Annotated in this window: 30 protein-coding genes and 2 riboswitches; of the genes, 15 read left to right on the forward strand and 15 right to left on the reverse strand. The window is 48.9% G+C overall.

Features of this window, described 5'->3' with window-relative positions:
- Nucleotides 1-6 precede the first annotated feature (6 nt).
- Complete coding sequence (locus Q9R25_RS09455; protein ID WP_311283078.1) at nucleotides 7-939, reverse strand: ring-cleaving dioxygenase; 933 nt, start codon at nucleotides 937-939, stop codon at nucleotides 7-9.
- Nucleotides 940-1,058: 119 nt separating this feature from the next.
- On the opposite strand from Q9R25_RS09455, the gene Q9R25_RS09460 reads away from it, so the two are divergent.
- From Q9R25_RS09460 to Q9R25_RS09485, 6 genes are all read left to right on the forward strand, one after another.
- Nucleotides 1,059-1,268 carry a helix-turn-helix transcriptional regulator gene (locus Q9R25_RS09460; protein ID WP_012727465.1) on the forward strand — a complete coding sequence of 70 codons (210 nt, stop codon included), beginning with the start codon at nucleotides 1,059-1,061 and terminating at the stop codon, nucleotides 1,266-1,268.
- Nucleotides 1,265-1,732 carry a hypothetical protein gene (locus Q9R25_RS09465; RefSeq protein ID WP_012727466.1) on the forward strand — a complete coding sequence of 156 codons (468 nt, stop codon included), beginning with the start codon at nucleotides 1,265-1,267 and terminating at the stop codon, nucleotides 1,730-1,732. Before Q9R25_RS09460 ends, Q9R25_RS09465 begins: the two co-directional genes overlap by 4 nt.
- Before the next feature lie 130 nt (nucleotides 1,733-1,862).
- Nucleotides 1,863-3,191, forward strand: a complete 1,329-nt coding sequence (locus Q9R25_RS09470) for an MATE family efflux transporter (protein ID WP_311283079.1) — start codon at nucleotides 1,863-1,865, stop codon at nucleotides 3,189-3,191.
- Nucleotides 3,175-5,466 (forward strand): bifunctional glutamate--cysteine ligase GshA/glutathione synthetase GshB, encoded by a 2,292-nt coding sequence (gene gshAB / locus Q9R25_RS09475; protein WP_215243609.1) that lies wholly within the window; start codon nucleotides 3,175-3,177, stop codon nucleotides 5,464-5,466. Before Q9R25_RS09470 ends, gshAB begins: the two co-directional genes overlap by 17 nt.
- 62 nt (nucleotides 5,467-5,528) lie before the next feature.
- Nucleotides 5,529-5,861 (forward strand): ArsR/SmtB family transcription factor, encoded by a 333-nt coding sequence (locus Q9R25_RS09480; RefSeq protein ID WP_031422096.1) that lies wholly within the window; start codon nucleotides 5,529-5,531, stop codon nucleotides 5,859-5,861.
- Complete coding sequence (locus tag Q9R25_RS09485) at nucleotides 5,858-6,358, forward strand: SRPBCC family protein (RefSeq protein ID WP_215243608.1); 501 nt, start codon at nucleotides 5,858-5,860, stop codon at nucleotides 6,356-6,358. The genes Q9R25_RS09480 and Q9R25_RS09485 overlap by 4 nt, the downstream gene beginning before the upstream one ends.
- Before the next feature lie 43 nt (nucleotides 6,359-6,401).
- Here Q9R25_RS09485 and Q9R25_RS09490 read toward each other — a convergent pair whose 3' ends face one another.
- Genes Q9R25_RS09490 through Q9R25_RS09500 form a run of 3 tightly spaced genes read right to left on the reverse strand, consistent with a single transcriptional unit; the run spans nucleotide 6,402 to nucleotide 8,990 of the window.
- Nucleotides 6,402-7,460, reverse strand: a complete 1,059-nt coding sequence (locus tag Q9R25_RS09490; protein WP_311283080.1) for a threonine aldolase family protein — start codon at nucleotides 7,458-7,460, stop codon at nucleotides 6,402-6,404.
- 55 nt (nucleotides 7,461-7,515) lie between these two features.
- Nucleotides 7,516-8,496 carry a zinc-binding dehydrogenase gene (locus Q9R25_RS09495; RefSeq protein WP_215243606.1) on the reverse strand — a complete coding sequence of 327 codons (981 nt, stop codon included), beginning with the start codon at nucleotides 8,494-8,496 and terminating at the stop codon, nucleotides 7,516-7,518.
- A 2-nt stretch (nucleotides 8,497-8,498) separates the two neighbouring features.
- On the reverse strand, nucleotides 8,499-8,990 hold the full coding sequence (locus Q9R25_RS09500; protein WP_074035577.1) for a lactoylglutathione lyase family protein: 492 nt from the start codon (nucleotides 8,988-8,990) through the stop codon (nucleotides 8,499-8,501).
- 118 nt (nucleotides 8,991-9,108) lie between these two features.
- On the opposite strand from Q9R25_RS09500, the gene Q9R25_RS09505 reads away from it, so the two are divergent.
- Nucleotides 9,109-9,417 carry a winged helix-turn-helix transcriptional regulator gene (locus Q9R25_RS09505; RefSeq protein WP_078147739.1) on the forward strand — a complete coding sequence of 103 codons (309 nt, stop codon included), beginning with the start codon at nucleotides 9,109-9,111 and terminating at the stop codon, nucleotides 9,415-9,417.
- A 28-nt stretch (nucleotides 9,418-9,445) separates the two neighbouring features.
- On the opposite strand, the gene Q9R25_RS09510 is transcribed toward Q9R25_RS09505, so the two are convergent.
- Nucleotides 9,446-9,826 carry a VOC family protein gene (locus Q9R25_RS09510; RefSeq protein WP_159563035.1) on the reverse strand — a complete coding sequence of 127 codons (381 nt, stop codon included), beginning with the start codon at nucleotides 9,824-9,826 and terminating at the stop codon, nucleotides 9,446-9,448.
- Nucleotides 9,827-9,901: 75 nt separating this feature from the next.
- Between Q9R25_RS09510 and Q9R25_RS09515 the strand changes: the two genes are divergently transcribed.
- Nucleotides 9,902-10,384 (forward strand): GNAT family N-acetyltransferase, encoded by a 483-nt coding sequence (locus Q9R25_RS09515; protein WP_215243605.1) that lies wholly within the window; start codon nucleotides 9,902-9,904, stop codon nucleotides 10,382-10,384.
- 14 nt (nucleotides 10,385-10,398) lie between these two features.
- Here the strand turns inward: Q9R25_RS09515 and Q9R25_RS09520 are convergent, their stop codons facing one another.
- From Q9R25_RS09520 to mtnK, 5 genes are read right to left on the reverse strand one after another with little or no spacing between them, the layout of a single operon-like run.
- On the reverse strand, nucleotides 10,399-11,400 hold the full coding sequence (locus Q9R25_RS09520; RefSeq protein ID WP_012727477.1) for an ABC transporter permease: 1,002 nt from the start codon (nucleotides 11,398-11,400) through the stop codon (nucleotides 10,399-10,401).
- A 1-nt stretch (nucleotide 11,401) separates the two neighbouring features.
- Nucleotides 11,402-12,775: a sugar ABC transporter ATP-binding protein gene (locus Q9R25_RS09525; RefSeq protein ID WP_215243604.1), complete on the reverse strand. Its 1,374-nt coding sequence runs from the start codon at nucleotides 12,773-12,775 to the stop codon at nucleotides 11,402-11,404.
- Nucleotides 12,775-13,854: a sugar ABC transporter substrate-binding protein gene (locus tag Q9R25_RS09530; protein WP_159563037.1), complete on the reverse strand. Its 1,080-nt coding sequence runs from the start codon at nucleotides 13,852-13,854 to the stop codon at nucleotides 12,775-12,777. Before Q9R25_RS09530 ends, Q9R25_RS09525 begins: the two co-directional genes overlap by 1 nt.
- On the reverse strand, nucleotides 13,847-14,881 hold the full coding sequence (gene mtnA / locus Q9R25_RS09535; protein ID WP_311283081.1) for an S-methyl-5-thioribose-1-phosphate isomerase: 1,035 nt from the start codon (nucleotides 14,879-14,881) through the stop codon (nucleotides 13,847-13,849). Before mtnA ends, Q9R25_RS09530 begins: the two co-directional genes overlap by 8 nt.
- On the reverse strand, nucleotides 14,878-16,029 hold the full coding sequence (gene mtnK / locus Q9R25_RS09540; RefSeq protein ID WP_311283082.1) for an S-methyl-5-thioribose kinase: 1,152 nt from the start codon (nucleotides 16,027-16,029) through the stop codon (nucleotides 14,878-14,880). The genes mtnA and mtnK overlap by 4 nt, the downstream gene beginning before the upstream one ends.
- Nucleotides 16,030-16,111: 82 nt before the next feature.
- Nucleotides 16,112-16,214: riboswitch (SAM riboswitch) on the reverse strand.
- Nucleotides 16,215-16,419: 205 nt separating this feature from the next.
- Nucleotides 16,420-16,521: riboswitch (SAM riboswitch) on the forward strand.
- Between the two features lie 71 nt (nucleotides 16,522-16,592).
- Between mtnK and Q9R25_RS09545 the strand changes: the two genes are divergently transcribed.
- The 4 genes from Q9R25_RS09545 to Q9R25_RS09560 are packed head-to-tail and all read left to right on the forward strand — an operon-like array spanning nucleotide 16,593 to nucleotide 19,555.
- Nucleotides 16,593-17,747 carry a 2,3-diketo-5-methylthiopentyl-1-phosphate enolase gene (locus Q9R25_RS09545; protein ID WP_269317555.1) on the forward strand — a complete coding sequence of 385 codons (1,155 nt, stop codon included), beginning with the start codon at nucleotides 16,593-16,595 and terminating at the stop codon, nucleotides 17,745-17,747.
- A complete protein-coding gene (locus Q9R25_RS09550) occupies nucleotides 17,744-18,394 on the forward strand; it encodes a 2-hydroxy-3-keto-5-methylthiopentenyl-1-phosphate phosphatase (RefSeq protein WP_214690396.1) in 651 nt (216 codons plus the stop codon). The genes Q9R25_RS09545 and Q9R25_RS09550 overlap by 4 nt, the downstream gene beginning before the upstream one ends.
- Nucleotides 18,391-19,008: a methylthioribulose 1-phosphate dehydratase gene (locus Q9R25_RS09555; protein WP_269317554.1), complete on the forward strand. Its 618-nt coding sequence runs from the start codon at nucleotides 18,391-18,393 to the stop codon at nucleotides 19,006-19,008. Before Q9R25_RS09550 ends, Q9R25_RS09555 begins: the two co-directional genes overlap by 4 nt.
- Nucleotides 19,009-19,021: 13 nt before the next feature.
- Nucleotides 19,022-19,555: a 1,2-dihydroxy-3-keto-5-methylthiopentene dioxygenase gene (locus Q9R25_RS09560; protein ID WP_269317553.1), complete on the forward strand. Its 534-nt coding sequence runs from the start codon at nucleotides 19,022-19,024 to the stop codon at nucleotides 19,553-19,555.
- Between the two features lie 36 nt (nucleotides 19,556-19,591).
- On the opposite strand, the gene Q9R25_RS09565 is transcribed toward Q9R25_RS09560, so the two are convergent.
- Complete coding sequence (locus Q9R25_RS09565; RefSeq protein WP_269317552.1) at nucleotides 19,592-20,422, reverse strand: TerC family protein; 831 nt, start codon at nucleotides 20,420-20,422, stop codon at nucleotides 19,592-19,594.
- A gap of 254 nt (nucleotides 20,423-20,676) precedes the next feature.
- On the opposite strand from Q9R25_RS09565, the gene folE2 reads away from it, so the two are divergent.
- Entirely contained in the window at nucleotides 20,677-21,588 is a 912-nt protein-coding gene (gene folE2, locus Q9R25_RS09570; RefSeq protein WP_269317551.1) for a GTP cyclohydrolase FolE2, read from the forward strand.
- 38 nt (nucleotides 21,589-21,626) lie between these two features.
- On the opposite strand, the gene Q9R25_RS09575 is transcribed toward folE2, so the two are convergent.
- The 4 genes from Q9R25_RS09575 to pta all read right to left on the reverse strand — a co-directional run bounded on the left by Q9R25_RS09575 (nucleotide 21,627) and on the right by pta (nucleotide 23,914).
- On the reverse strand, nucleotides 21,627-21,815 hold the full coding sequence (locus Q9R25_RS09575) for a hypothetical protein (protein ID WP_311283083.1): 189 nt from the start codon (nucleotides 21,813-21,815) through the stop codon (nucleotides 21,627-21,629).
- Entirely contained in the window at nucleotides 21,791-22,090 is a 300-nt protein-coding gene (locus tag Q9R25_RS09580; protein ID WP_041917952.1) for a rhodanese-like domain-containing protein, read from the reverse strand. Before Q9R25_RS09580 ends, Q9R25_RS09575 begins: the two co-directional genes overlap by 25 nt.
- Before the next feature lie 38 nt (nucleotides 22,091-22,128).
- Complete coding sequence (locus Q9R25_RS09585; RefSeq protein ID WP_269317550.1) at nucleotides 22,129-22,848, reverse strand: DUF2711 family protein; 720 nt, start codon at nucleotides 22,846-22,848, stop codon at nucleotides 22,129-22,131.
- 76 nt (nucleotides 22,849-22,924) lie between these two features.
- Nucleotides 22,925-23,914: a phosphate acetyltransferase gene (gene pta / locus Q9R25_RS09590; RefSeq protein WP_012727490.1), complete on the reverse strand. Its 990-nt coding sequence runs from the start codon at nucleotides 23,912-23,914 to the stop codon at nucleotides 22,925-22,927.
- Between the two features lie 338 nt (nucleotides 23,915-24,252).
- Between pta and hemQ the strand changes: the two genes are divergently transcribed.
- The gene (hemQ, locus tag Q9R25_RS09595; RefSeq protein ID WP_074035549.1) at nucleotides 24,253-25,029 is read left to right on the forward strand and encodes a hydrogen peroxide-dependent heme synthase; all 777 of its coding nucleotides are present in this window, start codon (nucleotides 24,253-24,255) and stop codon (nucleotides 25,027-25,029) included.
- Nucleotides 25,030-25,104: 75 nt separating this feature from the next.
- Complete coding sequence (locus Q9R25_RS09600) at nucleotides 25,105-25,251, forward strand: hypothetical protein (RefSeq protein WP_012727492.1); 147 nt, start codon at nucleotides 25,105-25,107, stop codon at nucleotides 25,249-25,251.
- The last annotated feature ends 1 nt before the right edge of the window (nucleotide 25,252 follow it).

Below are 25,252 nucleotides of genomic sequence, written 5' to 3' on the forward strand. Positions count from 1 at the left end.
TTCCGCTTACAAAGACTTTAGTTTTGATTCGATTTCTGCTCGCTTTGACTCAAGAAACGGAGGCAAGGCTAATCGCTCTCCGAGTCTCTCAAGCGATTCATCCATCGCAAATCCCGGTTCATCTGTTGCCAGTTCCACTAAGATTCCGCTCGGTTCGCGGAAGTAAATCGACTGAAAATAGTAACGGTCAATAAGACCAGAGTGGCTGATTCCATGTGCGTCAAGCTTCTCGATCCACTTCGTCATATCGTCTGTTTCTTCCACTCGAATCGCCACATGATGCACACTCCCTCGCCCTGGTCGTTCCGATGGCAAATCCGGCCGATCGACGAGATGAATCTCTGTTGCCACACCACCCTCGCCCGTCTCAAAGACACGCACGTCATGTCCATCCCGTTCAAATGTCGTTACATATCGATAGCCAAGCACTTCTGTCAGCACCCGTGCCGTCTTGTCAATCCGCCGTACCGTCCACTCACTGAATCCGAGACCGAAGATGCCGAGGTCCGTTGGCACTGGACCTTTGCTCCAAGGTGTCCCGCTCCCTCCTTCTACAAGACAGAGACGTTGACCCTCATGATCTTCGAATGAAAGGGTCGCCCTTCCTAAAACCAACTCGATTTCTCCGTAAGATACATCGAACGCGTCAAAACGCTCCTGCCAGTACGCGAGCGCTCCATCCGGCACCCTGAGTGCTGTCCGAGAAATACTGCTTGACCCTCGATACGTCTGTCCGAGAAACGGTAACTCAAAGAACGTCAAATCGGTTCCAGGCGTACCCGTCTCGTCTGCATAGAACAAGTGATACATCGATGGGTCATCCTGGTTAATCGTCTTTTTGACGAGCCGCATCCCTAGTATTTCCGTGTAGAATCGCAAGTTCTTCTTAGCATCCCCGGTCATCGCTGACACGTGATGTTGTCCACTAATCACCTTCATCCCTCATCTCCCCTTTCGACTATATCGTTATTGTATCATCCCCAAATGAGTAAAGTCCTCTTTACATTATGTAAAGTTTGTTTTACACTAGTGGTAGAAACTAGAAATGAGGTGGCACGATGCCATTGATCAACCGCGTGAAAGAACTGCGTGCCCGGCACCAGTTAACTCAAGGTGACCTGGCCGAAAAAGTTGGTGTGACGAGACAGACGATCATCTCGCTCGAGAAAGGCAGCTACACGCCGTCGCTCATGCTGGCGATGCACATCGCAAGGGTGTTTGAGGAACCGGTCGAATCTATATTCACAATCGAGGAGGAATCACAATGAAACATGTCGTCATTCAATCTATTTCAAGTATCATCCTGTATGTCCTGATGGCTTTTCTATTCAGTTCGTTTTTATCTGATATGTCGAAAACAGTCATCGAGTCTGACCGATTCTTAGTTGAATTTAATCTACTTCCACTACTTTTACTCGTTGTTTTTGGCATCGTTTGGACAGTCTATTCGTTTAATACCCGGCCGAATAAACAGTTGAGCTTTGCCCAATGGTCCGTCCGGATGACAGAGTTCAGTGAGGTCGATGAGCGTGAACAAATCATCACAGCGAAAGCGACAAAAGCTGCCTACGTCTCGTTCGGCATTTCAGTCCCAATCCTTATGGGATCGTTCATGTTCTATCCGTTATTTGAAGAGACGCTCCCTGCCTATCCAATATACGCCCTTGCTTCTACATTGATCATCGCGACACTCGTTTATATGACGACCTGGATTCGCGGCTATCGACATTAAGGAATTCATCACGAATTCCTTTTTTTTGTGTCCATTTTTCATCGATTCGGCTATCATGATTGCCAATTCTATTACACCGTGCTTATATATAACTAAATGGTTATATAAAGAATGTAAGGAGTCTTGCTTTGTGAAAACCGTCGATTTGACGATTGGAAACGTGCAACGCGTCATTCTGGCTCTTGCCCTTCCGCTCGTCGGTAGCTCGTTATTACAATTTACGTATAGTCTCGTCGACATGTTTTGGGTCGGTGCGCTCGGGAGCGATGCTGTGGCAAGTATCGGTGCAGCTAGTTTTTATATCATGCTCGGACAGGCGATTCAATCGTTGATTGTCGTTGGCGCCGGCATCAAAGTATCACAAGCTGTTGGGAGACGTGACCTCGATTCGGTTCAGCGTCATGTCCGGGCCGGCAGGCGTCTGAATCTAACACTCGGTCTTTCGTACGCCTCACTACTAATTGTATTCGGTCATACCCTCATCGGCTATTTGAATATGGGTGCCCCCGCTGTGGAGCAGCTTGCGTATGAATATTTGTTCGTCAGCGCGCCGATGCTCATCTTTTCTTTCTTTAATTTGCTGTTTGCTCGTCTATTCAGTGCATATGGCAATACGACAACAGCGATGCGAATCAATGCGACAGGTGTCATCCTCAATATGATTCTCTCCCCGATTTTCATTTATCCATTCCAACTCGGTGTGATCGGGGCTGCTCTTGCAACACTTGTCGCCAACGTCATGATGTTCGGATTGTTTCGGCACCGCGCTCGTACATTATTCAATTGGGATGAAGTCGTTCAGCCGACTCGAGCTGACTATAAAGAAATCATCCGTCTTGGTTTTCCGATGGCAACCCAACGGATTTTGTTCACGGTAATCAGTATTTTTCTTGCCCGCATGATTGGCTCATACGGGACGGAAGCGATTGCGGCACAGCGCATCGGACTTCAAATCGAATCGATTGCCTACATGATGATTGGTGGCTTGAACGGAGCAATGGCTAGCTATACCGGTCAAAACCTCGGGGCACGAAAAGTAGATCGTGTTTATGAAGGTTACCGGGTAACGACCCGACTCGGGATGGTTTACACAGGATTCATTATGTTGTTCTTTTTATTCGTCCCAGATTTACTCATTGGTCTATTCGTCGATGACGTTCGAACCATCGAAATTGGGGCGAGCTACTTGCGAATTATCGGCATTTCGCTCGTCTTCTCATCGATTGAAATGATCGGAAACGGTTACTTCTCAGGACTCGGATTACCGAAAATCCCCGCGACCATCTCGATTATTTTCACAGTGGCCCGTATCCCGCTCGCATTTTTTCTTGAGCCTTATCTCGGAATCGATGCCATCTGGTGGAGTATCGCCATTTCAAGTATCACAAAAGGGCTTGTCTCTGCCCTCTTTGTCCGACTAACGAAAAAGGAAGTGATTTCCCTTGCAGAAGCAGTTTAATCAACTACCCCACCATCTCATCACAAGTGGAAAATTTGCCATCGAGCGAGAAATGTTACGAGTCACGTCAGAAGGCACACTAGCTGTTACGAAGCATCCAAAAGCACTCGGTCATAAAGCGACACATCCATATATCACGACCGACTTTTCTGAAAGTCAAATTGAGCTCGTCACCCCGACGTTTCCGACGATTGAGGCGGCACATCATTTTTTAGAAACGCTATACGACATCACGGCGCTAAACATAGGCGATGAACGCCTTTGGCCGCAATCGATGCCATGTGCCTTGCCGGAAGGTGGTACGATTCCACTCGCTGATTTTGGTGTGTCCGGACTAGAGGCTAGCCGTTATCGTGAGCATCTGCTCCAAAAATATGGTGCGAAAAAACAACTCATTTCTGGAATCCATTTCAACTTTTCATTTTCCGATGAGATGTTATCCGCATTATACGAAGGATCCCCTGAACAATATCGACACTTCAAAGATCACCTATATTTGAAGTTAGTTCGTCAATATTTACGAATGCGTTGGCTCATCGTCTATTTGCTCGGTGCTACCCCCGCCGTACATGCGAGTTATGAAGAACGATGTGTCAGCCAGATGCAAGCGCTTCATGTAGACACTTTTTCAAATAAACAAGCATTGTCATATCGGAATAGCGACTGTGGGTACACGAATGTTGAACCACTTTATCCAAATTATGCGACACTCTCTAGTTATATAGATGATGTAAGATGGTTCATTGCCAAAGGCGAGATTGCCAATCCGAACGAACTCTACTCCCCCATCCGATTGAAAACATCGAAAGGTGGTAACGACTTAAATCAACTCGAGGCACACGGTATCGATTACATTGAAATTCGCAATATCGATTTGAATCCGTTTGAAAAGACCGGAATTGCTCGTTCAGATTTACGGTTCCTTCATCTGTTTTTGTTGTACTTGACCTTTACTGAGGAGACATCTCATGTCGATTGGCAAGCTGAAGCGTACAATAATCAACAACGTGTCGCCAAAGAAGGCATGTCTCCCGCAAGCATATTGACTCGAGACGGTTACGCCATCCCTTTACACACGTACGCGACAGAACTTCTCGACGCCATCGATTCGTTCAACACACACTATGACCTCGGCTTCGAAGATGTCTTTCCCGCTGTACGCGAAAAAATTGATCACGTGGACAGGACGTATGCTTCCCGATTAAAGACGATTATGATCGAGACAGGTTATCACGCATGGTCCCTCGCCCAAGCAGAACACTTTTATGAGGACGCCTATGCAAATCGTTTTCGCATTCACGGTTATGCCGACCTGGAACTGTCTACTCAAATCTTAATGAAATCCGCAATTAAACGTGGTTATCGTGTCGATGTCATCGATCGTTCTGACCAGTTCATTCGGATTCGAAACGGCAAACACGAAGAATACGTCAAACAGGCAACGAAAACATCAAAAGACAATTATGTTTCCGTTTTAATGATGGAGAATAAAACGGTGACAAAGTTTGTACTCGCAGAGCATGGCATTCGTGTCCCTGAAGGGGTAGAACTTCAAGAGGAATCGGATTTATCTCAGGCATGGCATTCATTTTCAAAACAACCCATCGTCTTAAAGCCGAAGTCTACAAACTTCGGAGTCGGTATTCACATTTTTAAAGACGGAGCGACGTATGAGGAAGCACTGTCTGCATTTCAGTATGCGAAAACGTTTGATGATGTCGTTTTACTTGAGACATTCTTACCCGGAAAAGAATATCGCTTCCTCGTCATCGGGGATGATGTCGCGGGCATCCTCCATCGTGTCCCGGCGAACGTCACTGGAGATGGCACCTCTTCGATCCGTCAACTCGTTGCGACAAAAAATGAAGACCCGTTACGCGGAAAAGGATACAAGACACCGCTCGAGAAAATCGAAATCGATGAGGTCGTCATCTCATTTTTACGTGCTCAAGGCAAGACCCCCGATAGTATTCCCGCTCTCGATGAGCGTGTCTTCTTACGCGAAAACTCTAATATCAGTACCGGCGGAGATAGTATCGACTATACGGATCAAATTTCTGACATCTATAAGCGTATTGCTGTCGATGCCGCTAAGTCAGTCGGGGCAACCATCTGTGGTGTCGATATGATGATTCCCTCTCTCGATGATGCGCAAATCGAATACGGTATCATCGAATTGAATTTTAATCCCGCCATCCATATCCACGCTTTTCCTTATGAAGGAAAAGAACGACCGATTGGTGAGATGCTACTTGATTTATTGTTTAAATATTGAGTATTCCTGTTTCGGAATATTCCTAATTGGGAATATTCAAAATAAGAGGACGGTGACGAAAAATGGAAGAGAGATTGGCTTCTTTGTTTCAAGCGTTAGCCGACCCGAACCGGTTGCGGATGATCGAATTGTTACGGAAACAAGAGTGGACGGTCGTAATGATGGCAAATCAGCTTGGAATCAGTCAACCGCAGACATCGAAGCACTTGCGAATTCTGTATGATGCAGGTCTCGTCACAGTAACCATTGATGCCAATCGAAGACGTTATGCACTCAAGTCTCAAGCACTCGAACCGTTAGATGCTTGGCGGACGTATATGGCTCGGGAAACAGAGCGACTCGATCGATTGGAGACGTTTTTAGCGGAGTCACAGCGAGAGGAGAATGGATCATGAGTACGGTCAAATCACATGTAGAGGGCACGACATTGATTATGGAACGTCTGTTCAAGGCACCACGCCAACTTGTATTTGAAGCATTCTCGACACCTGCACATTTAGAGAAATGGTGGGGACCGTCCGGATGGGAGACGAAAGTATACAGCTTCGACTTCAAACCGGGGGGGATTTGGCATTATTGCATGACTTGTGTCGACAAAGAACAAGGTGACTTTTATGGTATGGAATCATGGGGCAAATCAACCTTTATCGACGTCGATCCATACTCCCGAATCGTCTATACGGATGCATTCTCGGATGCGGACGGACACGTCAATCCGGACTTGCCTGTCATGACGATCACAAATGAATTTCTCGATACATCGGAAGGCACGTTATTCATTAGTCGCTCCGAATTCCCGAATGAAGAGGCTCTCCAACAAGTCGTCGAAATGGGCGCTGTCGAAGGGTTCAATTCCCAACTCGATCGTCTCGAAGCGATTGTAAGCCAGTAAAAAACATGCACCGTTCCCGAAAAGGAATGGTGCATGTTTTGATTCATCTGAACTGCCGAAACAATCCATCAAGCTGTTCTCGCGTAATCCGTTCAAACGTATCTCCGATGCTTACTTCGGTTGAACAGTGTCCGTCTTTTTCAACAAGATACCCCGTAATGCCTACTCCTGTTTCTTCTTGGATGCGCGCAATTTTCTCACCAATTTCTTCCTTCTCCCCTTGAAAATGAAGATGGAACATATTCGTGACCGGGATGCGTGGAGTCGTCCACACGCCATCGAGTTCATTGAAGCGCGCTGCCAAGCGGACGGCCTCGTTTCGATACTCGGCCATCTTGTCTTTTCGTAGCTCATAATAATAATCCGCAGACCGGATGTATGGATATAAGCTGATTAAGTCACCACCGTAGCGTCGCTTCCATACTTTCGACGTGTCACAAAATGCCTTCGGTCCAGCAAGGATGGCACCGGCAATGCCACCGATTCCTTTATAAAACGAGACGTATACGCTATCAAAGAGCGCACAAATCTCAGATGCCTCTTTTTCATAATACGGAAGCGATTCGAACAGTCGTGCACCATCCAGATGTAGATGAATCGCTTTCTCACGACAGTGTTCATGAATTGCCACAAGTTCCTCGAACGTCGGCAATTCCCCGCCGATTTCTCGTTGTGGCAGTTCGAGCAACAGACACGCGATGTCCGGTAACGCTTGTATCTCTTCGAGCGTCATCAATCGGTTTTCGTCCCCCACTAAAATCGGTTCGATGTGATGCAACTCTTTTAAACCATCCTGCTCATGAATTTCAAGGTGGCACAGCGGGTGATATGCGACCTTTTTCTTCCCTGTCTCATCACACCAAATGCGTAGCGCAATCTGCTGTGCCATCGTACCGCTTGGAAAGAAAACTGCCGACTCTTTCCCAAGAACCTGTGCCATCTTCTCTTCGAACTGTCGAATCGTTTTCCCCTGTCCATACTGATCACTCGGCTCATCTTCACGCACATGCTCAAATGCGCGTTTCAATACCCCGGCTTCCCGTTTGCCGTGACCGCTCAATTGAACGTTCGTCTGACGATACGTGTCTGCCAATCGCTCCATTCTTTCCCCTCCTCGACAAATAAGCTCCCTGTCAGTATAACAGGGAGTCCTCTCTTCAGTCGCGAATGCGGACGATGAGTTTACCGCGCACTTTTCGCGTTTGTAGTTTTTCGAGACCTTCTTTCAATTGGTCGAACGACAACACTTCTGTGACGAGATCGTTCAGTTCACCTGCATCGAGCAAGTTCATCATCTCTTCGGCCATATACGCCAAGTTGCGAATCGCATGTTCGTCCTCGCTCGCATGCGCCGCCCCGAGTGCCACTTCGTGAATCGAAGGAGATAACGTGAAGCCTTTCATGTTCGTCATGTCTGGTGGCCCGGCGATGTAGGCGAGGTGTCCGCTGAATGCGAGACGATCTAGGTCTGCTGTCGCAACGTCTCGTCCGACTGTATTCAAAATCAGGTCGACACCACGTCCATCTGTTTCTTCCATGATCCGTGCCGTCACGTCCTCGACGTTATAATCAATCACCACGTCCGCCCCGAGTGATTCTACCCACTCAACGTTCTCAGGAGATGCCGTCGTGAATACCTTCAGACCGAGCCGTTTTGCGAGCTGAATCGCAAATCCACCGACACCGCCCGCTCCTGCGTGTACGAGAATCGTCTCCTTATCTCGCGTGTTCAGCTTCTGCATGACCGCTTCATATGCTGTCATCCCCGCACACAGGATAGAAGCCGCCGCCTCATCGCTTACACCTTGCGGAACGACCGCACACGCCCGGGCATCGACGACCGTATACTCGGCGAATCCCCCATATTTCGAAAGATCCGTATGAACAGCCACACGCGAACCCGTAATGATGTTGGCGATACTCGAACCGACCTCAACGACTTCTCCGACGAGGTCGACACCGAGAATGTGTGGATATGACCAATTCGGGTTTCCGTTTGATCCGACTTTATAATCGACCGGATTCAAGGCGATCGCTTCGACACGAATCAACAGTTCTCCCGCTCCTGGTGTCGGTCGGTCGATTTCTCCAATATGCAGATGATCAAGACCAGGTTGATCGAGTAGCCATGCTTTCATGTTTAGTAAGCTCCTTCCGAATACGTGAGTTCGTATGAGTGTGAATAAATTTCAACGAGGTTGCCGAATGGATCTTCGCAGTACACCATGCGGTACGGTTTTTCACCTGGGTAGTATTCACGAATCGGCATCCGTTGTCTCCCGCCGTGAGCGACAATCTTCTCGACGAGCCCTTCGATGTCAGGGTCTTGTACACAGTAGTGGAAGATCCCTGTCTTCCAAAACTCGAAGTTGTCTTCTGGTGTTTCGTTGTTCGGGAATTCGAACAACTCAATCCCGATTCCGTCTCCCGTTGACATATGAGCGATTCGGAATTTGCCCCAGCCCGGTCCGAAGACGTCGGTACACATCACACCGATTGGCGAATCATCCTCGACAACGTCTGATGGTGTCATAATCGTATACCACCCCATCACGTCCTCATAAAATTTTACGGCCTCAGCGACGCTCGGTACAGAAAGACCGATGTGTGAAAACGTTCTTGGATATGTCATGTTTCATCTACTCCTTTTTGTTTGCTCAATTTAGCGGATAACGATAAGATACTGTCATTGAAGCAAGAAAAAAAGTACGCACATTGAAGTAACTACCCGAAAGTGAGGTTCCTTGAACATGACCACATCGTTCCCCGTCAACCGCGCACTTGAGATTATCGGCGGCAAATGGCGCCCCCAAGTGTACTGCACGCTTCAAGATGGACCGCTTCGTTTTTCTGATATTCAACGAGCGATTCCGGACGTCAGCCGAAAAGTGTTGACCGACCAATTGCGCGAGCTCGAGCAGCTCGGCATGGTTCGCCGTGTCGACTACTCGACCGAGAAGCACCTGCACGTCGAATATTCATTGACCGAAGACGCCCTCGGACTGCAACCCGCCATGAATGCCCTTTGTTCATGGGGAGAGTGCCACGACAAAAAATAATCCCGAGCCACATGGCCCGGGATTATTTTTATGAGGCGAACAGACTAATCAAATTCCCATCCGCATCGTACAGGATGGCGTAACGTTGACCCCAGAACGCATCCCACGGTGCTTTGTGTGACGCATAACCTTGTTCAAGGACTGAATCATACAAAGTATTCAGCGACTCTCGACTTTCACATAAGAAGGCAAGCTCAATCCGATGTCCTTCTGCCTGTTTCCATTCCCCGTACACCGATTCGGCCACTTCCACCGTATCGAACGCGAGACGCACGCCCCCCTCATCGATTTCCACATGCGCTTCTCCATTCATCGCTTCCGGAATCTCAAACCCGAGCGCACGATAAAAATCGAGTGAGCGCTTCATATCCTTCACGACGATGCCGATCATATCCAACTTGACTGCCATCTTGTCCCCTCCCTTTATTTTCATGATACGATTTGAGTGTAGCACGACCACTTCCATCAGAGACGAGGAATTTCAATGAATTATACGTTTCAACCACTCACCCAAGAGCAAGCCGAACGTATCGCCTTTGAGTGGCGTTATGAAGGCGACTACGCGTTTTACAATATGGACGCCGACGAGGAAGACCTCACCTCATTTTTAGATGCAGATGAACGGGGCGATACGACGTTCGCCGTCCTTGAAACGAATGAGATGATTGGCTTTGTCACGTTACAATTCGAATCACCAGGAACTGTTACCATCGGTCTTGGCATGCGCCCTGATTTGACGGGCAACGGCAATGGATATCGATTTCTAACATCGATTTTAAATTGGATTGATGCGACATATGGGACTTGCAATGTGTGTCTTACTGTCGCCACGTTCAACAAGCGAGCGATCCGTTTATATGAATCGCTCGGTTTCACCCCACAGGAAATATTTATGCAGGAGACGAACGGTGGAGTGTATCCTTTTCTTTCGATGACACATGAACTCAGCAAAACCCCGAACAACTGATGTCCGGGGTTTCGTTATGTCCGCTGCTTCTTTTGAATATATGAGAGACCGAGCGCTCCGATGAGAATCGTCCCTTTGACGATGTCTTGCGCATAATACGGGACATCCCACATCGTCAGTCCGTTTAGAAGAATCCCAATCAAAATAGCTCCAATCAATGTTCCGATGACGTTCGGACGCCCTGTTCCGAAGACAGCATAACCAATGTAAGCAGCCGCGACGGCATCCATCAAGAGGGGTGCCCCAGCCGAGACCTGACCAGTCCCAATCCGAGATGCAAGAATGATCCCACCGATGGCCGCAAACAACCCACTGAGCACGTAGGCATAAAGTTTAATGCGATTCACGGCAATCCCAGAACGACGGGCCGCTTCGGCGTTCGATCCGACGTAATAAAACTCACGCCCAGTCCGCGTATAAGTCAAGAACAGATGCGCTCCGATAAAGAATACCAGCATGAGTAGGGCGACGAACGGAATCGGACCGATTGTCCCTTGACCGATGAATAGAAACGACGGGATGAAACGTCCTGGCGCCGTCCCCCCTTCAATCGGCATGTTGTCATAAATCGAGAATCCTTTCGTATACGTCAATTGAATCCCGTTAATGACGTACATGATGGCGAGTGTCGCTAGTAAATCCGGCAACCGAAACTTGATTGTGACGAGCGCATTTAACAGCCCGACGAGAATCCCGAGTGCAAGTGGGATCAGCAGAGCGACGAGTAGCTCTTGTCGATGAAGGACGAGGCTTGCTGCCGCCCCGATTGTCGCAAGACTCGCCGTTGATCCGACTGATAAGTCAAATCCTCCTACGATGAGCGAGAATGTGACGCCAAGGGCAAGTAACGACACGATTGAAACCGATTTGATAATGTCACTAAAATTTGCATACGTCAGAAATTGATCGTTCGTCACGGTAAAGACCGCAATCAAACCAAGGATTGCGAGTAACGTCCCATACTGACCGATATGACCGCTGATTCGTTTTCGTTCCTTGACCACCAATTGTGCCATCTTACACGCCTCCTTTCTCTACAATTTGTCCACGGTCGAGCCAAACAATCCGATTGGCGACCCGTTCAAGTTCATGTCGCTCACTTGACGTGAACAATACGGTCTTCCCTTGTTTCGCGAGTGCAATGACGCGTTCATACACGTCTTGTTTCGCTGCGATATCGATTCCTTTTGTCGGTTCGTCGAGCAGATAGATGTCTCGTTTATCGAGCAACCATTTGCTGAAGACGACCTTCTGCTGATTTCCGCCACTCAGCTCACTTACCGGTTGTCTCACGTTCGCATAGCGGACGCGAAGCGATTTCAATACGTCCGAGACATCATCGGTCTTTCCTGCGACAGCAATCACGTTCCGTTCAATCGTCTCGTCTAAAAATAATCCATGACGACGTCTCTCCTCTGGAACGAGTGCAAACCCTAAACGTACGGCGTCTGCTGGTTCTTTGATCACGTGCTCTTTCCCCTCGATTGTGATGGATTGACGAATTCCAGAAAGACCGAACAATGCTTCCATCAGTTCCGTCTTCCCACTTCCCGTCAATCCACCAATCCCGAGCACTTCCCCGCGATACGCTTCAATCGAAATGTCAGATTGGAAGACTGGAAGGGGCAACTGCGCAGACAAGAAAATCTCATTTTCAGGCACTGCCTTTTCTAACACTGCATCAAATGTCGTCCCACTCAAAAATGTCTGCACCGCTTCCGAGGAGAGCGATTGGTACGGTCCATCGTACACAACACGTCCGTCTCGAAGAAACGTAGAGGTCGACGTGACCCGTGTGAGCTCGTTTGAACGATGCGTGACCAATACAATTCCGACTCCTTCTGTCGCAAGCTTCTGTAACAATTCCAGTAAGGCGTCGGCCTCCGTTTCTGATAAGGCAGCGGTCGGTTCGTCGAGGAGTAAATACTTGGCATCGCTCTCGAGTGCTCGGGCGATGAGAAGGCGCTGCTTCACGCTGAGCGGGTATTGACCGGCTGGAATCGTTGGATCGACCTCTAAACCGACTCGGGACAACACGCGTTGCGCTCGCTCTTTCAAACGTTGCGGGCGAATCCATTTCACCGTCTGCCATGGAAGGACATTCTCATACACAGGCAAGTCCAAATAGAGCGCATCATCGACTTCTTGCGATACCGTGATGATGCCATGACGAATCGCTTCCGCTGGTGTGAGCCAGATTGGTTTTCCATCAATGGACAATTCGCCGGACGTCGGTTCGACCGTTCCGTTTAGCAGTTTGATGAGGGTACTCTTACCGGCCCCGTTCAAACCGAGGAGACCATGAATGTCTCCAGGCTTCAAACTGAATGACAGTTGATCAAGCACCGTGACGTCACCGTACTGTTTCGTGATTCGTTCCAAGTGAATCATCAGTCCGTCTCCTTCATCCAATCCGACCATGCCGCATTTGATTCGCCCCAACCCGGAACGTACTGTCCAAGGTCATCCATCGTGACAGCCTCGTCCGGCAAGACATCACGATCCACTAGATATGGGTCGACCGAATGAATTGAAGGCGTTTCGTCCCCGACTACTTTTTGATAAGCGTAACGGACTTGAATGCGACCGATTTCGGCTGGATCTGTGGCAGCTGTCACTTTCCACGGACTTCCCTCTTCTTGCATAAGTTGTAAATCTTCGTCACTCAAATCAATTCCATAGACGGCAATCTCGTCACGTCCTGCCTGTTTGATGGCACGGCTCGCCCCTTTTGCGAACTCATCCCACATCGCAAACACCGCATCAATTTCGCCTTCCGGGTACTTCTTCAAAATCGCCTCCATCTGGCTTTGCGTATCGAGCGCCGTGTTGTTCGTCGCCGAACCGAACTTTGCGACTTCCTGGATGCCGGGATAGCGTTTTAAGAACGCGTCATAAATCGTATGTCGACGTTCCATCGGGGTGAATCCACCGACCCAAATCGTGACGATGTTCCCTTCCCCGTCCAAATCTTCCGCGAGTGCTTTTAGCGAGCGCCATGCTAGTGAATAATCATCTTGGTCGATGACCGTCACGCCTTCGTTCGTCAAATCGTTATCGAATGCAACGACTTTGATGCCTTTGTCGAGCGCCCGTTGAACCGGTTCTTTCAAGGCATCGGCACGTCCGTGGTCAATCAAGATCACATCGACTCCTTGCGTCGTCGCCGTATCGACATAACTCGCCATTTTCGACAAATCATTTTCGGCATTATACACTTTCACGTTGCCACCGAACGCTTCGACTTGCTCGGTCACCCCTTCGATATACTGCGAAGAGAACGTCCCGATCGACATCTGCATAACGAGGGCGACTTCTAGATTTTTCGGAAGCGTCTCATTTGAGACGTTGACGGTTTTCGCTTCCGTTTTACTTGTTGTCGTAGTCGTTTTCGGTTGAGCCTGTTCGTTCGTGCATCCGGCAAGTGCCAGGATGACGGTCAACAGGAAGAAGATGATTTTTTTAGACATATGTGTTTCCTCCTACATGTTCTTCAATGACCGACTCAGTCGGTTCGAGCACACCTGTCTCTGTAATTAGACCGGTAATCAGTTCGGGTGGTGTCACATCAAACGCCGGATTGAAGACGGTGATGCCGACGAGTGCCGTCGGATGTCCCCCGATATGGGTCACTTCATGCGCGTCCCGTTCTTCGATTTGAATCGTGTCATCTGCCTCTAAATCGAATGTCGAATGCGGAGCAGCCACATAGAATGGGATGCCGTAATGCTTCGCCAAAATCGCAAGCTGAAGTGTTCCGATTTTATTCGCTGTATGACCGGTACGGGTGATGCGGTCCGCCCCGACGATGATAGCATCGATTTGTTTCGTCTGGATGGTCCAGGCCGCCATGTTATCTGTAATCAGTGTGACATCGATATCTGCCCGGTCGAGCTCCCATACGGTCAGTCGTGCTCCTTGAAGCAGCGGTCGCGTTTCGGACGCGAACACCCGAAACGGGATGCCACGCTCTTTCCCGACATAGAACGGCGCGAGCGCGGTACCGTATCGTGACGTCGCGATGGCACCGGCGTTACAAATCGTCAATACGTTGCCACCAGCGGGTAACACGGTGAGCGCATGTTCCCCAATCGTGCGATACGTAGCCACGTCTTGTTCAAAGATTTCAATCGCACGCTGCTTGATTGCTTTTGCAATCTGTTCAAAGTCCTCCCCCACATTCAATCGAAGGAGTGATTCGATGACATGCTGTAAGTTGACCGCGGTCGGTCTTGTCGCAATCAACCGTTGACCGACTTGATTCAATTGGAGATGAAAATATGGATTGTCTTGCAGACGTGACGCTTCTTTCGCAAGGACAAACGCTCCGAAATAAGCGATGGCCGGTGCACCGCGAACTTGAAGCGACTTGATTGCCTGCTCGGCCTGTTCGAGCGTCAACACTTCGACATAGCGCTCTTCTTGCGGCAACAGCGTCTGATCTAAAATCGTCAACATTTCCGTGTCGGCATCGAAATGAATACTTTGCACACTCATACGCGCACCTCCGACAAGACTGGAATCAATTGATCGATGGATTGAATTTGATGGCGCTGTTTGATGAGACGCGTACCGAGCTCTAAGGCGTGGCGTTTCCGTTCGATGCGAAGGTCGACTGGTAATGTCTCTAAGTCGGCGACTCCAGCCAGACCGACAGTCCGCCGAATCAATTCGCAGCCTGCGTAGCCGATGGCGTCACTCAAAATGGATGGCAACAGTTCGTCCACGAATCCTACTGTGTTGAACGGCTCTGCGGCCTGTGTAAAGCGGGTACGGAACGTTTTCTCGAACGTCTCCCAGACGGTGAGTACTTCGGTGAAGCGTTCGAATCGTTTCAACGGATGCGCATACGTTGAGAACACCAGATGAGCAATGATTTGACCAATGTCAAAGCCGAACGGACCGTAAAACGCAAATTCGGGATCGATGATTTTTGTTTCTTGACGGGTCGCAAAAATGCTTCCTGTATGTAAATCCCCGTGCAGTAGCGCTTCGTGCTTCGTCACGAACCCAACCTTCAATTTGGTCACTTCAATTTTCAAAGCGAGGTCTGACCAGAGTTGCTCCACATCCGGACGAAGGACTGGCTCGATTTGATTCGATTCTGCGTCGCGATACGGGTCGGTGAAGATCAGTTTCTCCGTGATATCGCATAGTTCTGGATTGTAATACTCTTTTTCGATTTGTTTCTTCACGAGTGGTCCGTTCGCGTAGTCAGACGTCGCAAACAACGTTTCCCCGAGGAACGTACCGACGTGGCGGGCTAAGTTCGGGTAGCTCTCTCCTTTTAGGAAGCCGGTGCGGGCGATTTCGAACGATGATAAATCTTCTAAAATCGTATAGGCGAGTTCACGGTCACTCCCGAGGACACTCGGGACGAACTGAGGCACGACTTTTGAAAATTCACGAAGAGCCAGCTGTTCAATCCAAGACCGATCAAGCGTGAGCGGCCAGCTCTCCCCCACGACTTTTGCATACGGTAACGCTTGTTTCACAATCAATGACGTCTCTCCTTGACGAATGCGAAAGACGAGATTTAAATTTCCATCCCCGATCTCCTCGCATTCTGCAATCCCCTCTTCTAGTAACCCTAACTGTCGAACGTGGTCGACGACACTCTGTTCTGTAAACGCCTCATAAGCCATGATGGTTTTCCCCTTTCTTGGATCTATGCATGAAAAAAGCCCCTTTCTCCGCGAGAAAGAGGCACACCCAAATTGGTTGTTCCTCTCATCTTTCAGACATGTGTCTGGTGGATGTAGCACCGTGCCAAATGGTCGGTTGCTGCGGCGTCTTAGGGCCAATTCCCTCTGCCAACTCGCGATAAGAGTAAATGATGTAATTGTGTTTGACGTGTTGAGACGAATATTACGGACTAGGCATGCTAGTTGTCAATCCTCTATTTTCAGTCGCCCACTTATTTTCGACACGCATATATAGAAACATTATTTTTAAACTTTTTTTCTCAAAAAAAGGAATTGACGAGTGAGCGATTCTATGTAAAAATTCAATTAAATTTCACAACTTCACAACTATTCTTATCAAGAGCAGACGGAGGGACAAGCCCGATGATGTCGCAGCAACCGACCAGAAATGGCACGGTGCTAATTCTTGCAGCTAACGCTGAGAGATAAGAGTTCATTGTTTTTTGAATGACCTCTTGCCTTGGCATGAGGTCATTTTTTGTTTGACCTGAAAGGAGGAACTTATGGGAATCATCGCTACTTATGAAATCAAACATACCGATCACGTCGAGCGTGTAGCTGAGAAAATCGCACATGAGCTGACCGTTGGGACATGGACCGAGTTGAACCATCTCGAACAATATCAACTGCAAGCGTTCCGAGGTGAGGTCATCGCCACGTCCCAACAAGAAACGACAAGTCGCTTCTCGATTCGCTACCCGCTACATAACGTGACACCGGACTTTTCGTCCATTCTGACGACGACATTCGGTAAGCTCTCCCTCGACCCAGGCGTTCAACTTGTCGACCTCTCGCTTCCAGAGGAACTCGCACCGGACTTTCCGGGTGCCGCATTCGGAGTTGAAGGGGTCCGGGACATCCTTCGTGTACACGACCGCCCGCTCGCGATGAGCATCTTCAAAGGCGTCATCGGACGAGACCTTGATTTTTTGGCGACACAACTCCGGGACCAGTTCGCAGGCGGCATCGACCTCGTCAAAGACGATGAAATTCTATATGACAATCCGCTCACCCCGTCGCTCGAACGGGCACGGATCGGGGCATCGGTCATCCGGGAGCATAAAGAAACGACCGGTCGCTCCGTTCTATACGCCGTCACGTTGAGCGGACCCGTTTTCACCTTACGCGACCAGGCGAAGCGATTGATTGAGGCAGGCGCGACCGCACTCTTATTCAACGTATATACGTATGGGCTCGACGCATTGCGCGAGCTCGCTAAAGATCCTGAGATTCATGTCCCGATTTTGGCACATCCCGCTTTTGCCGGAGCGTTGACCGGATCGGTTCGTCATTCCCTACTGTTCGGGAAACTGATTCGCTTGGCCGGGGCAGACTTGACACTCTTCCCGTCGCCATACGGTTCACTGTCGACACAGAAAGACGAGGCACAACAGATTCAGACGTACGCGACAGAACCTCATTGGACGAAACCGATTCTGACGGTCCCGTCTGCCGGTATCCATCCTGGACTCGTACCAGATTTGATTCGTGACTTCGGATCAGATGTCGTCATCAATGCGGGTGGTGGGATTCACGGACATCCAGACGGTGCGGCTGACGGAGCGAGAGCGTTCCGCCAAGCGATCGATCAAGCAATTGGTAAGACGAGCGAGACCGATGCGTTATCGACTGCTTTAGATGCGTGGGGTGCACGATGAGTACGCACGTCATCTGTGATTTCGACGGGACCATCACGGAAGAAGATAACATCATCGCATTGATGCGACGCTTCGCCCCACCTGAATGGGTCGAACTTAAAGATGGTGTGTTGAACCAAACGCTCTCCATTCGCGAAGGCGTCGGTCAGATGTTCAGCTTGCTCCCGAGTGAACAGGAATTGAAGTACCGTGAATTTCTTCAGTCGACCATAACGTTTCGACCAGGGTTTATCGAGTTTTTACAGGAGACACAGTCATGCGGCTTTCGATTTGATGTCGTCAGTGGCGGAATGGACTTTTTCGTCCATCCGATTCTAGAAGGTTACGTCGAACCGGAACACATCTACTGCAATCATGTTGATTTCTCTGGAGAGACGGCACACGTCACCTGGCCTCATACATGCGATGTCCATTGTTCGAACGATTGTGGATGCTGCAAGCCGACAATTGCCCGACAGATTGTCTCACCTACCGACACGTTGATTGTCATCGGGGACTCCGTCACCGACTTTGAAATCGCCAAACGTGCCGACGTCGTGTATGCACGGGGGCAATTGATTTCGCTATGTGAGGCGGAAGGAATTCGACATATTCCGTTCGAGACATTCTACGATATCTCAGCTCATATGAAAGGAGTGAACGTATGACTGTGCAAGAACGGTGGGGAGAACTTGCCGACATTAAAGACGAGCTCGCCGCACGAGACTGGTTCCCCGGAACGAGCGGGAACCTGGCGATCCGCGTATCAGATGACCCATTGACATTCCTTGTGACGGCAAGCGGTCGTGATAAACGAAAGCGCACCGATGAAGATTTCGTCCTCGTTGATGCGACCGGTCAATTGATTGGAGAGCAGACAGGCAAACCGTCGGCTGAGACGTTGTTACATGTCGATATCTTCAACAATACGAACGCAACATGTTCGCTTCACGTGCATACGGTCGACAATAACGTCATCTCGGAACTGTATGCTGCAAAAGGTCATGTTACGTTCACAGGTCAAGAAATCATCAAAGCGCTCGGTTATTGGGAAGAGACGGCCAGTGTACGAATCCCGATTATCGAGAACCACGCGGATATCCCGATGCTCGCCCGTGCGTTCGCGCTACATGTCACAGGCGATGCCGGTGCCGTCCTCATCCGGAACCACGGGATCACCGTTTGGGGCGAAACGCCAGCTGCGGCAAAACGTTATTTAGAGGCATATGAATTTTTGTTTAGCTATTCATTAAAATTACGCGCCCTAGGCGTCCATTCATAAGGAGGAATTCAACATGGCAACAATTTATTTTCAACAAACCGAAGAACGCGTCAGTGATCAACAAGAGGTACGTGACTTTTTAGAATCACGAGACATCCTTTACGAAGCATGGGATATCGCAAAGTTACCGGCTTCTCTTCAGGAAAATTACCAACTGACAGACGAAGACAAAGAAGCCATCTTGGCGACGTTCCGTGACGAGATTCAAGATGTATCAGCACGACGTGGCTACAAGACGGCTGACGTCATCTCGCTATCCGATGCGACACCGAATTTAGATGAACTGCTCGTCAACTTCCAAAAAGAGCATCATCATACAGATGACGAGGTTCGTTTCATCGTCAGTGGTCACGGCATCTTTGCGATTGACGATGCAGAACGCGGATACTTCAATATCGAACTCAATCCAGGTGATCTCATCTCCGTGCCGGTCAACACACGTCATTACTTCACATTACAAGAAGACCGCCAAGTCGTCGCCGTTCGTATTTTCGTGACGACTGAAGGCTGGGTACCGATTTACGACAAAGAGAATGTAACTGCATAAGAAAAGGTCTCTCGCTTAAAAACGAGAGACCACTTTTTATTGTTTGACCGCTGTCGGTTTCGATGAGAACCAGCCCCATGTCGCAATCCCGACCATGACCGACCAGAAGAAAATCGTCCAAGCTGTCGAGTGGACGAACCCGTCTGGGAGTCCCATGAATTCGAATGATGTTCCGGCAATCAATTCCTTGAAACCAGGGTGTTCAAGTACGAGCACCGTCAACTTGACCCCGACCCAACCGACGATGATGAAAGCGGCCGTTTCAAGTGTCGGACGCTGATGAAGCAACTTGACGAAAATCCGAGCTGCGAATCGCATCAAGACGACCCCGATGAGTCCACCTGTCAAGACGACGAAGAACTGACCCGAGTCAATCCCACCAATCTCACCTAGACCGAGTGGTGGCAAGCTGACCGCAAGCGCGACCGCTGCCAAGATTGAGTCGACGGCAAAAGCGATGTCCGCAAACTCGACTTTTGCGACAGTGAGCCAAAATTCTTTTTTCGATACCGGCTTCTCCGTGACAGCCGTCTCTTCCTTCGCCTCGGCCGCCAAATCTTGCTTCGGCTCCATCTTTCTCGCCTTATAGGTCATATACAGGTGTCGCGCACTCATCCCGATTAAGTAGAGCGCACCGAGTGCCTGAACTTGCCATACGTTGATCAAGAACGAGATCAAGAACAATGCGATAAATCGGAAAACAAATGCCCCGAGGAGTCCATAAAATAATGCCTTCTTCTGCTCTGTACGCGGCAAGTGCTTGACCATAACGGCCAAGACGAGCGCGTTGTCTGCAGATAACAAGCCTTCCAAACCGACGAGTACGACGACGATCCAGGCATACTGCAGGACTAACTGCCAATCCATAAAAACATCTCCTTTTTTCTTTCAATTCCTTCATATTTAATAGTGATCTATTTTTTAAGTTCACAGGACCATTTTATTCCCGTTCACAAAGTAAATCAATCCTCTTTCTTCAATATCTGAAGGATTTTTTTCCGATTGCATATTCAAAACATGTTATGAGAGCAAAATCATACCCGTTCAGCCATCATTTCGTGATAAAATCCTAACAAGAACGAGTGGTGCTTTAAACCGCTCGAAAAAAGGAGAATCCGATTATGTCTACAAGCCATGTCGCTTTACCTACTAAAGCAGAACGACATAAATTGTTCGGGTCGGTCCCACCGATTAAAGGAACAAAGCCGACCGAGAAAGAACAAATGGTCGATTTACAAAATACACCGAAAAACTTCCTATTTGCCCTCGACAGTGTCGGCATCTCAAACGTGAAGCATCCTGTGAACATCGAGACGCCAGATGGGATTCAGTCTACGGTCGCTACATTCGAATTGACGACTTCGCTCGTCCAAGACCGTAAAGGGATCAACATGTCTCGTTTGACAGAGCAGCTCGACGCGTACCATCAACAAGGGTGGACGGTATCAAACCGTTCGTTAATCGAGTTCGCGCAAGAGCTCGCCGAGCGTATGGAACAAACAGAAGGCCAATTGACAATCCGTTACCCATGGTTCTTCACGCGTAAAGCACCTGCGACAGGTCTTAGCGGTTTGATGAACGCGGACGTCATGCATCGTGTGACATATAACCTCGAAACGGGCGTCGCAAACGTGACAGTCGGTCTCGTCATCAACGTCACGACGCTTTGCCCATGTTCAAAAGAAATCAGTGAGTACAGCGCCCATAACCAACGTGGGTACATCACAATCGAAGCCGGTCTTGATGAAACATCGACGGACGGATTCGATTGGCGTGTAGCCCTTCTCGATGCAGCGGAGTCAAACGCCTCAGCACCACTTCACCCTGTCCTCAAACGTCCGGATGAGAAACGTGCGACTGAAATCGCATACGAAAACCCACGTTTCGTCGAGGATATGGTCCGCTTGATCGCGGCTGACTTGTACGAGATGAAACAAGTCGTGAACTTCTTCGTCGAATGCCGTAACGAAGAGTCGATTCACCAACATGACGCGATTGCATCGATCACATTCGATAAGCGTCAAGACGCATAAAAAATGCGGAACCTCTGTTAAAGAAGGTTCCGCATTTTTTATAGACTTGTCACGAGTTCAATCGTCAATAGGATGATGATGAGCATCACCCACACTGCCCAGACGAGTCGCCACTTCTCCCAGTCAAATCGCTTCATCACCGCATAGACCGTGAGGTAGAGCGCGATAAGAAGGGGTACAACGACCCAAGGATTCTCTAGCATCACGCCTCGATGTCGCCATCCCAAGCTAGCATTCCGCCGTCGACATTGACGACTTTGTAGCCTTGCGACTCTAAGTAATCACACGCCGTCTGACTCCGTCCACCTGAACGACAGATCACGTGATAGACATTGTCTTGTGCCAACTTTTCTGTCACTTGTGGGAATTCCGATAATGGATAGAGTGGTACGTTCGGGATATGCCCTGCCTCATATTCATCTTGTTCGCGCACATCGATGATATGGAGAGACTCCCCGTTCTCTAATTTTTCTCTTAATTCTGTCGCATGAATACTTTGCATACATAGTTCCCCTTTCAATCATGGATTTCTCTTTTAGTTTACCTCAGCTTATGCTCCGACAAACTCCAGTTGATGGTCGTCTCAGCATCACAATAGAACCCTTCGAGCTCGCATCGTTCGACGACCTGTTCGATAAACGCGCGACTGCCACAAAACAACGTGAAATGGCTATCCCAAGGTGGGACGATGAGCCATTCGTGTTGATAACCGAAAAACGTCCGATGTTGCATGCCCCACGTATCAGCGGCTAGCGTCTCACTGAGATGGATGAGATGCCGTTCCGTACAAAATTCGTCTCCGGTCCAGATCCAGCCTTCTCCCATCTCCAAAAGTACACGCAACACTTGATTCTTTAGCAGATCCGACAGTTCCCCTTCACCTGGTGGGAGCACATTCTCACGTTCGCAATATTCAATGATTCGATTCGCCCCTTCTCGATCTTCGGCGTGTAGTTTCAGCGCCCCAATCATCGTTCGGAGCGCGTGGTCGATACGGCTCACGTCACGAAAACCTAGTCTTCGCCTCATCTCTTCCCATGTAACGGACCGAAATTGCTGTTCGACCTCGTTATTATCCAGATCGGTATAACGATCAATCATGGTGGGGTGACCTATTGGAGCAAGGAATGGATGAAACGCGATGAAGACCGTTTCAAATACCCCTTCATAATACGTCTTAATCGAATCATCATCCCCGCCACCAAACATAGCGTAACGATGTCCTTCAGGTAATAAAACACTCTCATCTAGTTCGTCCATTTCATCACTCCTTTCTTGAATAGTTTATAACGAGCCATCAAAAAAAGCATCCTTCTATAAGAAGAATGCTCCGGACTCACGCTTCGTTGCGCTCGTCGATTGCTTGCGCCGCTGTGATGAGCGTCAATTTGTAGACGTCCTCTTCGTTACAACCGCGTGATAAGTCGTTCACTGGTTTGTTGAGACCTTGAAGGATCGGACCGATCGCTTCAAATCCACCGAAACGTTGAACCATCTTGTAGCCAATGTTACCGGCTTCAAGACTTGGGAAGACGAATACGTTCGCCTTACCAGCAACGTCAGAACCCGGTGCTTTCTTCGCCGCTACGCTAGGGACGAATGCCGCATCGAATTGAAGTTCTCCGTCGATTGGAAGGTTCGGTGATTTTTCTTTTGCCAGGCGTGTCGCTTCCACGACCTTCTCTGTTTCAGGTGACTTCGCAGAACCTTTCGTCGAGAAGCTAAGAAGCGCGACTTGTGGGTCGATACCGAACGTCTTCGCTGTCGCTGCCGACAAGAACGCGTTCTCTGCTAAATCTGCCGCGTCCGGTGCGATGTTGATCGCACAGTCCGAGAAGACGTATTGCTCGTCGTCACGTACCATGATGAACACACCTGACGTCTTTTTGATGCCTGGTTGCATTTTAATGATTTGTAGTGCCGGACGTACCGTATCAGCCGTCGCGTGCATCGCGCCTGAGACAAGACCTTCTGCTTTGCCTGTGTGAACGAGCATTGTTCCGAAGTAGTTCACGTCTGATGTAAGGAGTTCGCGCGCTTGTTCAGCCGTTGCTTTTCCTTTACGACGCTCGACGAATGATTCGACGAGGACATCGATGTCTTCGTATGTCGCTGGGTCATATTGTGTCAAACCTGAGATGTCGAAACCGTGTTTCGCCGCAACCGCTTCGAGATCTGCTTTCGCACCGACGACGATTGGTTCTACCATACCGTCTGCTTTCAATCGAACAGCGGCTCCAAGAACACGCTCATCGATACCTTCCGGGAAGACGATGGTCGGACGAACCGGGCTAACTTTTTGCTTCAACGTTTCAAATAATTTCATAACGAATGAACCCCTTTTCTCAATTTACAGCATGACTGCTAATGGTTTTGCCGTTGACTTGTGTCTTTACGCGATTTCAATTATACACAGTACCCTTTTCAAAATAAACTATTCTGCCCATTTCGCCATAAATCGCTTAGAATCAATCATTATATGAATAGAACAGTTTTGACAAACCGACTGATACAGCCATTTTTGTAGCCGTTTTCATGTTTCTGTCCTCTGTTCTTTACCCGCCATGAATCGTGATAACCCTCACAGTGCCTCAAAGTTGCCAGTCAGTGAAGCGTGTATGGTAAAATAGACGGCGAAGCCAAGTCCCGAAAGGAGATTTTTTTATGTCAGAACGTCCAGTACCTACAACAGATACACAACATGCCGCCGCCACATTAGACGGATGGTATACACTTCATGATTTCCGCACGATTGATTGGGCTCGTTTGAAACTCGTCGATGCTGAAAAGCGTCAACAGATGATTGATGAGTTCACAGCGTTCCTCGCTTCTCTCGAAGAAGTTGAAGCAAAAGGCGAAGGAAGCCACGCCTTTTACTCGATTCTCGGTCAGAAGGCAGACCTCGTCTTGATGGTGCTTCGTCCGACATTCAACGAACTTGAAGATGTCGAGCGCGCCTTCCGCAAAACGGCGCTATACGACTATATGATTCCGTCGTATTCATACGTGTCGGTCATCGAGCTCGGGATGTATCGCGGATCTGGAGACGGGGACCCGTATCAAAATCCTCATATCCGCTCACGCCTCTATCCGACACTTCCAAAAGCCGCACACATCTGTTTCTATCCGATGAGTAAAGCTCGTCGCGATGGCGACAACTGGTACATGTTGTCGATGGATGAGCGCAAAGACCTCATGTATCGTCACAGCATGATTGGCCGTAGCTACGCCGGTAAGATTCAACAGTTCATCGGTGGGTCGACTGGATTCGACGCATGGGAGTGGGGCGTCACGCTCTTCGCTGAAGATTCACTTCAGTTTAAGAAAATCGTTTACGAGATGCGTTTCGACGAAGTAAGTGCGAAGTATGGAGAGTTCGGCGACTTCTACGTTGGGAACATCTTACCAAAAGAAAATTTGAGCACATTCTTTAGCGTGTAAAAGGTTTACGCGTATAACACCTCGGGAATTAAGGATGATGTAAGCAAGTTATCCTGATTAACGAGGTGAACAACGATGCGCGTGTTTAAAGAAACCGATCGTGACACTGCGGAACGTTTAGATTCGTTCATCGAACGAATGGCACCGACAGCAGAATTAGTCCAACATCGATTTGAAGAGCAACTCAAACATACACAGCAAAAGGGTCAGGCGAGCGCCTGAC

This window comes from Exiguobacterium sp. BG5(2022), assembly GCF_031844365.1.
Lineage (GTDB): Bacteria > Bacillota > Bacilli > Exiguobacteriales > Exiguobacteriaceae > Exiguobacterium > Exiguobacterium profundum.